The 12,222-nt window shown below is 63.9% G+C and carries 13 protein-coding genes; 11 read left to right on the top strand and 2 right to left on the bottom strand.

Annotated elements, in window-relative coordinates; translation table 11 throughout:
- Nucleotides 1-89 precede the first annotated feature (89 nt).
- Complete coding sequence (locus P6U29_RS22525) at nucleotides 90-809, top strand: haloacid dehalogenase type II (RefSeq protein ID WP_407112338.1); 720 nt, start codon at nucleotides 90-92, stop codon at nucleotides 807-809.
- A gap of 85 nt (nucleotides 810-894) precedes the next feature.
- Entirely contained in the window at nucleotides 895-1,308 is a 414-nt protein-coding gene (locus P6U29_RS22520; protein ID WP_407112337.1) for an ASCH domain-containing protein, read from the top strand.
- Nucleotides 1,309-1,418: 110 nt separating this feature from the next.
- On the opposite strand, the gene P6U29_RS22515 is transcribed toward P6U29_RS22520, so the two are convergent.
- Together P6U29_RS22515 and P6U29_RS22510 are read right to left on the bottom strand one after the other, a co-directional pair.
- A complete protein-coding gene (locus tag P6U29_RS22515; protein WP_407112336.1) occupies nucleotides 1,419-2,390 on the bottom strand; it encodes an MBL fold metallo-hydrolase in 972 nt (323 codons plus the stop codon).
- A 217-nt stretch (nucleotides 2,391-2,607) separates the two neighbouring features.
- Nucleotides 2,608-3,273: a GntR family transcriptional regulator gene (locus P6U29_RS22510; protein ID WP_407112335.1), complete on the bottom strand. Its 666-nt coding sequence runs from the start codon at nucleotides 3,271-3,273 to the stop codon at nucleotides 2,608-2,610.
- Between the two features lie 116 nt (nucleotides 3,274-3,389).
- Between P6U29_RS22510 and P6U29_RS22505 the strand changes: the two genes are divergently transcribed.
- From P6U29_RS22505 to P6U29_RS22465, 9 genes are all read left to right on the top strand, one after another.
- Nucleotides 3,390-4,181, top strand: a complete 792-nt coding sequence (locus tag P6U29_RS22505; protein WP_407112334.1) for an enoyl-CoA hydratase/isomerase family protein — start codon at nucleotides 3,390-3,392, stop codon at nucleotides 4,179-4,181.
- A gap of 9 nt (nucleotides 4,182-4,190) precedes the next feature.
- On the top strand, nucleotides 4,191-5,450 hold the full coding sequence (locus P6U29_RS22500; RefSeq protein WP_407112333.1) for a CaiB/BaiF CoA transferase family protein: 1,260 nt from the start codon (nucleotides 4,191-4,193) through the stop codon (nucleotides 5,448-5,450).
- Nucleotides 5,451-5,499: 49 nt separating this feature from the next.
- Nucleotides 5,500-6,492 (top strand): Bug family tripartite tricarboxylate transporter substrate binding protein, encoded by a 993-nt coding sequence (locus P6U29_RS22495; protein WP_407112332.1) that lies wholly within the window; start codon nucleotides 5,500-5,502, stop codon nucleotides 6,490-6,492.
- Between the two features lie 138 nt (nucleotides 6,493-6,630).
- On the top strand, nucleotides 6,631-7,113 hold the full coding sequence (locus P6U29_RS22490) for a tripartite tricarboxylate transporter TctB family protein (RefSeq protein ID WP_407112331.1): 483 nt from the start codon (nucleotides 6,631-6,633) through the stop codon (nucleotides 7,111-7,113).
- A 10-nt stretch (nucleotides 7,114-7,123) separates the two neighbouring features.
- The gene (locus P6U29_RS22485; protein ID WP_407112330.1) at nucleotides 7,124-8,662 is read left to right on the top strand and encodes a tripartite tricarboxylate transporter permease; all 1,539 of its coding nucleotides are present in this window, start codon (nucleotides 7,124-7,126) and stop codon (nucleotides 8,660-8,662) included.
- Nucleotides 8,659-9,663, top strand: a complete 1,005-nt coding sequence (locus P6U29_RS22480; RefSeq protein ID WP_407112329.1) for a 4-hydroxythreonine-4-phosphate dehydrogenase PdxA — start codon at nucleotides 8,659-8,661, stop codon at nucleotides 9,661-9,663. The genes P6U29_RS22485 and P6U29_RS22480 overlap by 4 nt, the downstream gene beginning before the upstream one ends.
- Nucleotides 9,664-9,788: 125 nt before the next feature.
- Nucleotides 9,789-10,004 (top strand): hypothetical protein, encoded by a 216-nt coding sequence (locus P6U29_RS22475; protein ID WP_407112328.1) that lies wholly within the window; start codon nucleotides 9,789-9,791, stop codon nucleotides 10,002-10,004.
- Nucleotides 10,005-10,135: 131 nt separating this feature from the next.
- Nucleotides 10,136-11,197, top strand: a complete 1,062-nt coding sequence (locus tag P6U29_RS22470) for a glycosyltransferase family 4 protein (RefSeq protein ID WP_407112327.1) — start codon at nucleotides 10,136-10,138, stop codon at nucleotides 11,195-11,197.
- Between the two features lie 12 nt (nucleotides 11,198-11,209).
- Entirely contained in the window at nucleotides 11,210-12,208 is a 999-nt protein-coding gene (locus P6U29_RS22465; protein ID WP_407112326.1) for a L,D-transpeptidase family protein, read from the top strand.
- The last annotated feature ends 14 nt before the right edge of the window (nucleotides 12,209-12,222 follow it).

Raw genomic sequence — 12,222 nt, 5'->3', positions numbered from 1 at the left:
ATCGGGCGGCAGACTCCGACGCGAAATGGATTCCGGGCTCGATGCTGCGCATCGCCCCGGAATGACAAGAACAATCGGAGGAAGCGCACATGTCCGATCTCTCCGCCGTCAAAGCCCTGGTCTTCGACGTGTTCGGCACGGTCGTGGACTGGCGCACAAGCCTCATCACCGACTTCATGTGGTGGAGCAAGCAGCGCGGCATCACCGCTGATTGGACCGCACTCGTCGACGGCTGGCGCGGCATGTACATGGCGTCGATGGATGACGTGCGCAAACATCCCGAGCGCGGCTATGTCATGCTCGACGATCTGCATCGCCGCTCGCTGGAGAGGCTCGTCGAAAAATTCGCGATCAAGGGCCTCACCGAGGCCGATCTCGACTATCTCACCAAAGGCTGGCATCGCCTGCATCCCTGGCCGGACAGCGTCGCGGGCCTCAGCCGGTTGAAGACCAGATTCGTGATCTCGCCGCTGTCGAACGGCAACGTCGCGCTGCTCACCAACATGGCGAAGTTCGCCGGCCTGCCGTGGGACCTCATCCTGTCGGCCGAGCTGTTCGAGCACTACAAGCCCGATCCCGAGACCTATCTCGGTGCCGCGCGCCTGCTCTGCCTCAAGTCGGAAGAGGTGATGATGGTTGCCGCCCACAACGGCGATCTCGCAGCGGCGCAGAAGAACGGATTGAAGACCGCCTTCGTGGCGCGGCCGACGGAGTATGGCCCGCTTCAGAAGGTGGACTTCGAGGCGACTGGTAATTGGGACATCGTTGCGAAGGACTTTGGCGGGATCGCCGATAAATTGGGCTGCTAGGGCGCGCTTCGTGACGCAGCAAGTTCTTTCGCTTCCTGCGATACGCCGTTGCATCGCGTCGAGGTGACGTGAAGGTCTGAAGATCATGAGCAAGCTGGTTCCCGAGCGCTATCGGCACCTCCGGACATTCGCGTTCGGCGACAGCCCTGCGCTGGCGGATGAACTGGTCGAGCTCGTGACCAAGGGCATCAAGACCGCGACGTGCAGCACCGAAGACGAGCCGAACACCTCCACGCCCGGTGAGCGCTGGGTCGTGCTCGACGGCCGAGGAGAGCCGCGTTGCGTCATCGAAACCATCGACGTGACCTATCGCCGCTTCGGCGAGGTCGACGCAGCCTTTGCGCATGAAGAGGGAGAAGGTGACCGGAGCCTGGCCTATTGGCGCCGCGCCCATCAGTCCTATTTCGGCAGGCTCGGACGATATAGCGATGACATGATGCTGATGTGCGAGCGTTTTCGTCTGGTCGAGGTCTTCGGCGATGCCGAGCTGGATCGATAGCTACGAGAGCGACGCTCATCTGCAGGCGCGCCTGGATCGCTTGTAGGAGTGGCCTTGCGCGGTGATGCACAACCCGGGCGGCTCGCGCCGCCCGGACTTGATCTGCCCGCCTACAACGTCATCTTCATCGGCTCCGGATAGTAGTGGAAGCCTTCGCCGGCCTTCGCGACGTGGCCATAGCCCGGCCAGGCGAAATGATACGACATCACCGGGGTCTTGTTGGCCGCAAGCATCGTGAGCAGTTTCACGCGCGACTCCGCCGCCTGCTTCGGATCCGTGTCGTAAGAGAACTCCATCCGCGGCCGCTCCAGCAGCAGCACCGAGTGGTGCGAGAGATCGCCGAGGAACGCGAACGACTTGCCGGCCGATGAGACCATGAAGATGGTGTGGCCGACGGTATGGCCGGGCGCCGCGATCGCCTGCACGCCCGGCAGGAATTCCTGGCCATCCTTGAAGAATACGATGCGGTCGCGCACCGGCAGCAGGTTCTTGCGGGCGTGAACGACGAAGTCCTTGGCCGGACTGCCGAGCTTGCCCTCGTCGGTCCAGAAGTCGAAATCGGTCTGGGAGATGTAGACTTGCGCATTCGGAAACAGCGGCTTGCCGCCCTCGTCGACGATGCCCCCGATGTGGTCGATATGGGCATGCGAGCAGACCACGGCGTCGATGTCCTCCGGCTTGATGCCGGCCTCGGTCATGCTCTTCTGCTGCCGGCCGGTGCTGGCGCCGAACATCTTTGAGCTGCCCATGCCGGTATCGAACAGGATGAGCTTGTCGCCGGTGTTCACGATCGGCGAGTTCTGTTCGAGCACGACATTGTCCGGCGACAGGAAATTGTCGGCGAGCATCTTCTTGACCTCTTCCTTGGGAACGCCGGTGAAGGTCCCGGAGGGGTCGCCGAGCGGCAACGGCCCGTCGGACACGACGGTCACCTCGGCATCGCCGAGAATGAAGCGGTGCCAGTACGGCGTCTGGGTGCCGAGTTTGGAAGCCCGCGCCATCGCGCTGCTGCCGAGCATCGCGCTGGCGCCGAGACCGGCACCGAGTGCGAGTAGGGAGCGACGTGAGACATCGATTGTCATGCGTTTCCTCCGCTTTTGTCTTTTGTTTTGCGCAATTGTTCGCGCGTTGCGACCGCCTGATCGGCCCCGCGGCCGGAGGTGGTGCAAGGCATGCTGCGCCGGTTGCGACAAGCTAGCAAGTGGAATTGCTTGGCAATGCACGCTGAGCTAGAACGCTGTGCGGGGCGCGAACGCGACGTGCAAAGGCAGGCTGCGCCAAAGCTCGCGGAATTGCGCGTTACGCAATTCTCAACGTGACGTCGTTGCCCTCCGTCTCGGCAAAGCCCGCCTGTAAAACCTCTTCGCGCTTGTGACGCAGATGCGCACGCAGGATGTGGGCGAGGCCGACGCCGTCGCGGCGCTGAACCGCGTTGAGGATCGCCTCGTGCTCCTTCACCGCGAGTGCCCAGCGCTGCGGCGTCATCGGCGTGACGTAGCGCGCGCGCCGGATGCGCGCGGTCACCGAGGTGTAAAGGCCCGCGAGCACGGGATTTCCGGCCGCTGTGACGATCGCTTCGTGAATGGCGCGGTTGCCGCGATAGTACTGGATCAGGTCGCCGTCGCGATAATGCTGCACCATGGCCGCATGGGCTGCGGCGATCGCGTCGATCTCGGCGTCCGTGATGCGCTCGCAGGCGAGCTCGCCGGCGAGGGCCTCCAAGCCTTGGCAGACCTCAAACAGGTCGCGCATGTCCTTGTCGGTCAGTTTTGCTGCGCGCGAGCCGCGATGCGGCAGCAGCTGCACCAGCCCTTCCGCGGCCAGCACTTTGAGCGCCTCGCGCAGCGGCGTGCGCGAAATCTCGAGCCGTTCGCACAGCTCGCGCTCGGGAATCCGCGCGCCCGGGGGGATTTCGCCGTCGAGCAGGATGGCGCGGATGCGGCCGACGACTTCCTCGTGAAGCATGGTCTGAGCTCAATTTGAATGCAAAAATGAACTTATAGGCCGATATTACCAAAATTTCAGCTTGAAAATTCCAAATTTTGCATTCAAAAGTGTAAAAAACAGAAAGGTGTGAGGAAATGGACCTGCAAGTGGAGGAAGACCTCGTCTTCGACCGCGACGACGGCATCGGGCGGATCACGTTCAACCGCCCGCAGGCCCGCAATGCCTTCACCTTCGCCATGTACGAGCGGCTTGCCGCGATCTGCGAGCAGGCTGACCGCGACCATGCGATCAAGGTGCTGGTGCTGCGCGGGGCCGGCGACAAGGCCTTCGCCTCGGGCACCGACATCAACCAGTTCCGCGAATTCAAGACGCCGCAGGACGCCATCGACTACGAGAACCGCATCGATCGCGTGCTGACCACGCTGGAGCAGTGCCGGGTACCGACGATCGCGGCGATCAACGGGTTTTGCACCGGAGGCGGGGCGGGCATTGCTGCGGCCTGCGACCTTCGCATCGGCACACAAAGCGCGAAAATCGGATTCCCCATCGCCAGGACGCTCGGCAACTGCCTGTCGATGTCCAATGTCAGCCGTCTCACCGCGCTCATCGGCGCCGCGCGCGTCAAGGATCTCATCTTCACCGCGCGCCTTGTCGATGCCGCGGAGGCCGCAAGTGTCGGGCTGCTCGGCGAGGTCGTCGACGATCTTGCCGCCCTCGAGCGGCGCGCTGAGGAGGTGGCTCGCCTCGTCGCGAGCCACGCGCCGCTGACGCTGAATGCGACCAAGCAGGCCGTCAGCCGTCTGCAAAGGCGGCTGACGCGGGACGAGGGCGAAGACCTCATCCTGATGTGCTACACGAGCCAGGATTTTCGCGAAGGGCTCGATGCTTTCCTCAACAAGCGCGCGCCGCAATGGCGCGGCCAATAGGACGAGCCGATGCAAAGCGACCGATCTCAATCCACCTCCCGCCGTTCGGGACCGCTGGCCGGCCTCAAGGTCATCGATCTCACCCATGTCATGGCCGGGCCGACCTGCACCTTGATGCTCGCCGACATGGGCGCCGACGTCATCAAGATCGAGAAATGGCCGAACGGCGACGACACCCGCCATTCGGTGCCGCCGAAGATCGGCGACGAGGCGGCGTCCTTCCTGATGATGAACCGCAACAAGCGCGGCATCGTGCTGGATCTGAAGACCGACGGCGGCAAACAGGTGCTGCGGCGGCTGATCGCGGATGCCGACGTGCTGGTCGAGAACTTTGCGCCGGGCGCGATGGAGCGCCTCGGCTTCGGCTACGAGGCGCTGCACGCGGAATTCCCGGCACTGATCTACTGCTCGCTGTCGGGCTTCGGTCGCACCGGTCCCTACAAGCACCGCAGGGGATTTGATCTCGTCGCGCAGGCGATGAGCGGCATCATGAGCTTTACCGGCGAACGCCCGGACGGTCCGCCCGTGAAGTGTGGTCCGCCGCTGTCCGACATCACCGCCGGCCTGCTCGCGAGCATGGGCATCCTTGCGGCCTACACGCATCGTCTCAAGACCGGCGAAGGGCAGTGGGTCGAGACCTCGCTCTATGAAGCCGCACTGGTGCAGACCTATTGGCAATCGACCATTGCGCTTGCGGCCGGCACGGCGCCACGCGCGATGGGCTCGGCTCATCCGCTCAACGCGCCGTATCAGGCGTTCGAAGCCTCGGACGGCTGGCTCGTGGTCGGCGGCGCCAACAAGAAGCATTGGCTGTTGATGCTGGAGGCGCTCGGCGCGAGCGAGCTTGCCGCCGATCCGCGCTTCGTCAACGGTGCCGACCGCATGGCCAATCTGAAAGAGCTCGAAGCCGTCCTGAGCGAGCGCTTCCGCACCAAGTCGCGGGCGCATTGGCTGGCGGCGCTGGATGAGAAAGGCGTGCCGTGCGGCCCCGTGCACGACATGCTGGAGGCCCTCAGCGATCCGCAGACGCTGGCGCGCGAGATGGTCGTCGAGGTCGAGCACTCCACGCTCGGTCCCGTCAAGACGATCGGGCTTCCCATCAAGTTTTCGGAGACGCCAGGCAAAGTGCTGTCAGGCGCGCCGGTCTATGGTGAGCACACGAGCGAGGTGCTGGCCGAGCACGGGTTCGACCAGACACGAATCGAAGCGCTCGAAAAAGAAGGCGCGATCGTGCTGGCATCGGGACGACGCGAGGAAAGCGTCACCTGAACAGGGCCGATACGACAAGAACAAAAGACAAAATCATCTGGAGGAAATCATGGGTTCGAGGTCAACATTTCTGCTCTCCGCGGCCGTAGCCGTGCTCGTCGGCACGATGCCGGCGAGTGCCGCCTGGCAACCGCAAAAGCCGATCGAGTTCGTCGCCACCGCCGGGCCTGGCGGCGGCACCGACAATCTCGCGCGCGCGGTGCAGAACATCATCACCAAGCACAAGCTGACGGAGCAGCCGATCGTCGTCGTCAACAAGGGCGGCGGCAGCGGCGCCGAAGGCTATGTCTACGGCAAGGCCTCCGCGGGCGACCCCTACAAGGTGATCTTCGGCACCTCGAATGCCTGGCAGCAGCCGCTCGTCTCCAAGGTCGCCTTCAATTACACCGATCTCACCCCGATTGCGGCCATGGCGCAGGACGAGTTTTTGCTCTGGGTCAAGCAGGACGCGCCGTACAAGACGGCGGGCGATTATCTCAAGGCGGCCGCATCGGGCGAATTCAAGATGGGCGGTGCTCAGTCGAAGGACACCGACGAGGTGCTGACGCGCATGATCGAGAAGGCCGGCAAGGTCAAGCTGACTTATATCCCCTTCAAGAGCGGCGCCGAGACCGCCGTGCAGCTCGCCGGCGGACATCTCGATTCCCACGTCAACAATCCCAGCGAAAGCCTCGGGCAATGGCGCGGCGGCACACAGCGACCGCTGTGCGTTTTCAGCCCGAAGCGGCTGCCGCAGGGACCGAAGGTGACCGCAACCGAAGGCTGGAGCGACGTTCCGACCTGCGTCGAGCAGGGCCTCGACATCAAGCAATATGAGCAGCCGCGCACCGTGTGGCTGCCCGGCAAGGTCACGCCGGAGCAGGCCGCGTTCTACGTTGATCTCATGAAGAAGGTGCAGGCAACGCCGGAGTGGAAGGACTACATCGAGAAGACCTCCCAGGTCGACACGTTCCTGACCGGTGCCGAGTTCGACAAGTTCATCAAGGAGGACCTCGAGCACGTCAAGCAGGTCGCGGGCGAGCAGGGCTGGCTGGTCAAGTGAGCTGAGTTGTTCGTGGGCCATCGCTGCATGAAGCCAATCGCATCTGAGACCCTCGTCCTGAGGAGCCCGCAAAGGCGCGCTACTCAGGATGAGGCTGGCGAATAGCGCTCTCTTGTATCCGGCCACCAGGAGCTTTCGATGATCTCCCGCCGCGCGCTTGAATTTGCGACCGCCGTCCTCACCGGAGGCTTCGGTGTCGCCGTCATCGTCTCCAGCCTCGACAACGGCATCGGCTGGTCGAGCGCCGGCGTCGACGCCGGCACGTTCCCGTTCCTGACCGGCATCATCATCGTGCTCGGCAGCCTCTACAATCTGGTGCGCGGCATCCTGCCGGCCGCCACACTGGCAAACGTCCCCATCGCCATCACATCCATCGAGCTGCGCCGGCTCGCCGGCCTGTTCGTGCCGGCTGCGATCTTCGTCGCCGCGATCCCGCTTGCCGGGATGTACGTCGCCTCGGCCCTGTATGTCTTCGCGGTGCTGGCGATCCCCAGGCACCAATCCGTGCCGCGCGCGCTCGCCATGGCGGCGGCCACGGCGCTCGCGCTCTACGTCGTGTTCGAGCGCTTATTCCAAGTGAGCCTGCCGCACGGCGCGCTCGCCGCCGCGCTCGGCTTCTGAGGGGAGGCCCATGGAAAATCTCCAGGAACTCCTGCACGGCTTCACCATCGCGGTCACCATGCCGCATCTGGCGCTGATGGCGGTCGGCGTGCTGCTCGGCATTCTCGTCGGCGTGCTGCCGGGACTAGGCGCGCCGAACGGGGTGTCGCTGCTCCTGCCGCTGACCTTCGGCATGCAACCGGTCTCGGCGATCATCCTGCTCTCGAGCATGTATTGGGGCGCGCTGTTCGGTGGCTCAGTGACCTCGATCCTATTCAACATTCCGGGCGAGCCGTCGTCGGTCGCGACCACCTTCGACGGCTATCCGATGGCACGCGACGGCCGGCCGACCACGGCGCTCGCGACCGCCTTCGGCTCCGCGGCTTTCGGCGCGCTGATCGGCGTCATCCTGATCACCTTCCTCGCATCCTGGGTGGCGCAGGTTGCGCTCGCGTTCGGGCCGGCCGAGTATTTTGCGGTCTATTTCCTCGCGTTTGCCAGCTTCGTCGGCATGGGCGGTGCGGCGCCAATCAAGACCGTCGTGGCGCTGGCGATCGGCTTTGCGATCGCCGCCATCGGCATCGACACGGTCTCCGGCAGCGTGCGCCTCACCATGGGCGTGGATGAGCTGGTCAAGGGCGTGAGCTTCGTCGTCGCGGTCATGGGCCTTTTCGGCATCGGCGAGCTGCTGGTCGCCGTCGAGGAGGAGTTTCACGCCCGCGCCGTCTCCTCGAAGATCGATTGGCGCGAGGTGTTTCGCGCCATCGGCCGCCTGCCGCGGCATGGCGTTGCCCTGCTGCGCAGCGCCGCGATCGGCTGCTGGATGGGCATCACGCCGGGCGGCCCGACCGCGGCCTCCTTCATGAGCTACGGCATCGCCCGCCGCTTCTCGCGCCGTGGCCGGCATTTCGGCACCGGAGAGGTCGAAGGCATCATCTCGCCGGAGACGGCCGATCATGCCGCCGGGACCAGCGCGCTATTGCCGATGCTCTCGCTCGGCATTCCCGGCTCGGCGACCGCCGCCGTCATGATGGGCGGGCTGATGATCTGGGGCCTCAATCCCGGGCCGATGCTGTTCGTTGACAGCAAGGACTTCGTCTGGGGCCTGATCGCCTCGATGTATGTCGGCAACATCGTCGCCGTCGCGCTGGTGCTGCTGACCGTGCCTGTGTTCGCCGCCTTGATGCGGATTCCCTTCGTAGTGATCGCGCCCCTGATCGTGATCATCTGCGTCGTCGGCGCTTATTCCGTGTCGAACTCCTATCTCGACGTGGTCATGATGCTGGGGTTCGGCATCGTCGGCTATCTCTTCAAGAAGCTGTTCTATCCGCTGGCGCCGCTCGTGCTCGCAATCGTGATCGGCGACAAGGCCGAGGACGCGTTCCGGCAATCGATGCTGATCTCCAAGGGATCGCTGGGCATCTTCTTCGCGAACAAGCTGGTGACGTGCCTGATCGTGGGCGGCATCGCGCTGCTGGTGCTGCCGCTCGTGTTGCAGCTCGCGCGGCTCTGGCGCAAACCGGCGTCGCCCGCGATCGACACGCCAGCCCAGGAAAAGGTGATCATATGACCGCAAAGCCGCTCATTGCATTGGCAATGGGAGATCCCGCCGGCATTAGCCCTGAGCTGACGGCGAAGCTCGTGGCGCAGGACGACATCCGCGCGAGCTGCCGGCTCGTCGTCATCGGCGATCGCCGCATCTTCGACGAAGGCGCGCGCATTGCCGGCCTCGAGCCGGAACTGACGATGGTGGAGCAGGGTGCCGACCTTCGCGCGGCGCGGGAAGATGCACTGTTCGTCGATCTTCGCCACCTCGACCCCATGGAGGTCGAGCCGAAGACCGCGACCCTTGCCGGCGGTAAATTTGCGCTGGCCAATTATAGGCACGCGCTCGAGCTCGGCCGCGACGGCGATGTCGACGCGGTCTGTTTCACTCCCTTCAACAAGCAGGCGATGCGCCTTGCCCGTGCCGAGTACGACGACGAGATCGCGTTCTCGGCCGAGGTTGTCGGCCTCGAGACGCCGGCAAGCGAATTCAACGTGCTGGACGGGCTCTGGAACGCACGGGTCACTTCGCACATCCCGCTCAAGGACGTCGCGGCAAAGCTGTCGAGCGAACGTATCCATCGCGCGCTCAGGCTGACTGACTCCTGCATGCGCGATGCCGGCTTTGCGCGACCGCGCATCGCGGTCGCAGGCCTCAATCCCCATGCCGGCGACGGCGGCAATTTTGGCCGCGAGGAGATCGACGTCATCGCGCCCGTGGTCGCAGCCGGGCAGCGCGAGGGCATTGCCGTGGAGGGACCGTTCCCGGCCGACACCGTGTTCCTGCGCGCCAAGTCCGGTGCCTTCGATGCCGTGCTGACGATGTATCACGACCAGGGCCAGATTGCGATGAAGCTGATGGGCTTCGATCGCGGCGTCACCTTGCTCGGCGGCTTTCCGTTCCCGATCTGCACGCCCGCGCACGGCACGGCTTACGACATCGCCGGGCAAGGAGTCGCATCGATTGGCGCTAGCCGCGCTACTCTGCTGCTCGCAGCGGAGATGGCGGTGCGTCGTCCCGGCTGATTTTGCACGCACCAAGGGGGCGAGCGCTGACTGCGCCCAGACTTAGACTTTAGGGAAAAATTGGAAACTTCCGCCGTCGCGACGAGTTGGCGCCCCATGAACATCTCCCACGTCGGAGCTGGAACATGGTCGATGACGGCCCGCTACGAACTGCGGTGGACACCGCTTGGTGTGTGTACCGTTCCCGGCATCGCGACGTCGATGTTGCGGATGGTCGTCGCTGCCTGCTCGAGCGTCATCTGCAAGGGAGGCGGGAAGCGCGCGAAGGTAACGGTGATGCCCAGGTACTCGCAGCATTCGGGCTTGCCTATCTCGAGCGGCTTTCCGATGACGAGTGTTGAGGCTTATTGAGGGCCTCGCGTGTCACCTGGCGAGCGCAAGCGCAAGGCCGGACTGGACGCTGCTCGCGATTTCGAACTTTCTATCCGCAGCTATCGTGCTGATCGTGCGTTCAGCGATATAGCGAGTTCCGATGCGTATCGCTCAGCTCGCTCCCTTGGCCGAAAGCGTCCCTCCGAAGCTTTACGGCGGCACCGAGCGGGTGGTGGCCTGGCTTGTGGACGAGCTTGTCGAGCTCGGCCACGACGTCACGCTATTTGCCAGCGGCGACTCCCGAACGACAGGCAAACTCCACCCGGTGTGGCCGCGCGCGCTGCGCCTTGGCCGGAAGGGCGCCGATCCGAGTGCAGCCTGCGCGATGCTGATGGAGGCAATCGCGAAAGGAGCCAAAGACTTCGATGTGATCCATGCCCATGTCGACTGGCTGCATCTGCCGTTGCTCAGCCGCCTTGGCGTGCCGTTCCTGACAACCCTGCACGGCCGGCTCGATCTGCCTGGGTTGCATGACGTGGTTCGACAATTCCCCGATGCGAGTTTCGTGTCGATTTCCGATCATCAGCGCCTGCCGCTTCCGGAGGCGAAATGGATTGGAACGATCCAGCACGGATTGCCATTGGAGCTGTTGCACCCCTCCTATGAGGAGGGCGCCTACCTAGCATTTCTTGGTCGTCTCACGCCGGACAAGGGGCCAGAGGACGCCATCCGCATCGCACACGCCGCCCGGATGCCTCTCCGCATCGCCGCGAAGATTCCGCGCACCGAGAGCGCCTACTTCAGGAAACACCTCGCGCCCCGGATCGACGGCGAGAAGATCCAGCTGGTCGGCGAAGTCGACGACGTGAAGAAGCAATCATTGCTTGGCGGAGCAGCCGCTCTGGTATTTCCGATCGCTTGGCCGGAGCCCTTCGGCTTGGTCATGATCGAGGCGATGGCGTGCGGAACGCCCGTGATCGCCTATCCCTCCGGCTCGGTTCCTGAGGTCATCGAACACGGCCTGACCGGTTTCATCGTCGAAAGCGAGGAGCAAGCCGTCAAGGCGGTCGGCGAATTGGGCAAGCTGGATCGAAAGAGGGTGCGCGCCCGTTTCGAGGAGCGCTTCACTGCACACCGGATGGCGCAACAATATGAAGAACAATACCGGGAGCTGATTGCCGCGGCAGCGCGAGGATTCGACACGCAACCGTTGGAACCATGAATGGAGATGGCGATGTCGCTGACGAGAGCGGGGCAGATTTGCATCTTTCTTGTCTTCGCCATGGCGGCTTTGGCAGCGTTCGCCGCCGAGATGACCGCGGACGCCATCAATTCCGCCGAACCATCAGAGAAGACTCTCTCGAACGACAAGCCCACCCCGGCGGGGGTGCGGCTGCAGGTTCTCTTGGATAGGGCGCACTTCTCGCCCGGCGAGATCGACGGCAGGTTCGGCGAGAATGCCAGGAAGGCGCTCCGGGCCTATGCGGAAGCGCAGCAATTGCCGAGTTCGGACGCCCTGACGGATGACGTTTGGAAGGCATTGCAGGCAGATGGCCGTCCGGCGATGGCGACCTACACCATCACCGCGCAGGACCTGGTAGGCCCGTTTCTCTCCAGACTGCCGTCGAAGATGGAGGACATGAAAGGCCTGCCGAAGCTCGGCTACACCAGTCCGCGCGAAGCACTGGCCGAGAAATTCCACATGAGCGAGCAACTCCTGACGAAGCTCAATCCCGGGCGTCATTTTGATCGCGCTGGCGACACCATCGTCGTGGTGGACACTGCCAGTGCAGGGGAGGAGGCGGCCGCCAAAGCTGATCGGGTCGAAATTGATAAGGTCCGGCAGACCGTAAAACTGTTCGACAAGTCGAATGCGTTGATCGGTTTCTATCCGGCGACCGTCGGAAGCGAGGAGAAGCCGTCGCCCTCAGGCACGCTCAAGGTTACCGAAGTGACCCGGGATCCGTTCTATCGCTACAATCCCGCTTATCACTTCAAGGGCGTCCGCTCGCGCAAGCCCTTCACCATCAAGCCCGGTCCAAACAATCCGGTGGGCACGGTCTGGATCAATCTGTCCGCCGAAGGCTACGGCATTCACGGGACGCCCTCGCCGGACAAGATTTCCAAGGCGGAGTCTCACGGCTGCGTGCGTCTCACCAATTGGGACGCCGAACGCGTCGCCAAGCGCGTATCGAAGGGAACACCGGTGGCATTCATAGGGAACTCCGGATGATGCGAGGTCCCCCG

The sequence above is a fragment of the Bradyrhizobium sp. LMG 9283 genome, assembly GCF_045571415.1.
In the GTDB taxonomy this organism is placed as follows: Bacteria; Pseudomonadota; Alphaproteobacteria; order Rhizobiales; family Xanthobacteraceae; genus Bradyrhizobium.
This window is presented reverse-complemented; position numbering and strand designations above follow the sequence as displayed.

Coding starts and splice junctions, on each gene's coding strand:
- P6U29_RS22525 (WP_407112338.1), top strand. CDS start 90: ATGTCCGATCTCTCCGCCGTCAAAGCCCTGGTCTTCGACGTGTTCGGC.
- P6U29_RS22520 (WP_407112337.1), top strand. CDS start 895: ATGAGCAAGCTGGTTCCCGAGCGCTATCGGCACCTCCGGACATTCGCG.
- P6U29_RS22515 (WP_407112336.1), bottom strand. CDS start 2,390: ATGACAATCGATGTCTCACGTCGCTCCCTACTCGCACTCGGTGCCGGT.
- P6U29_RS22510 (WP_407112335.1), bottom strand. CDS start 3,273: ATGCTTCACGAGGAAGTCGTCGGCCGCATCCGCGCCATCCTGCTCGAC.
- P6U29_RS22505 (WP_407112334.1), top strand. CDS start 3,390: ATGGACCTGCAAGTGGAGGAAGACCTCGTCTTCGACCGCGACGACGGC.
- P6U29_RS22500 (WP_407112333.1), top strand. CDS start 4,191: ATGCAAAGCGACCGATCTCAATCCACCTCCCGCCGTTCGGGACCGCTG.
- P6U29_RS22495 (WP_407112332.1), top strand. CDS start 5,500: ATGGGTTCGAGGTCAACATTTCTGCTCTCCGCGGCCGTAGCCGTGCTC.
- P6U29_RS22490 (WP_407112331.1), top strand. CDS start 6,631: ATGATCTCCCGCCGCGCGCTTGAATTTGCGACCGCCGTCCTCACCGGA.
- P6U29_RS22485 (WP_407112330.1), top strand. CDS start 7,124: ATGGAAAATCTCCAGGAACTCCTGCACGGCTTCACCATCGCGGTCACC.
- P6U29_RS22480 (WP_407112329.1), top strand. CDS start 8,659: ATGACCGCAAAGCCGCTCATTGCATTGGCAATGGGAGATCCCGCCGGC.
- P6U29_RS22475 (WP_407112328.1), top strand. CDS start 9,789: ATGGTCGATGACGGCCCGCTACGAACTGCGGTGGACACCGCTTGGTGT.
- P6U29_RS22470 (WP_407112327.1), top strand. CDS start 10,136: ATGCGTATCGCTCAGCTCGCTCCCTTGGCCGAAAGCGTCCCTCCGAAG.
- P6U29_RS22465 (WP_407112326.1), top strand. CDS start 11,210: ATGTCGCTGACGAGAGCGGGGCAGATTTGCATCTTTCTTGTCTTCGCC.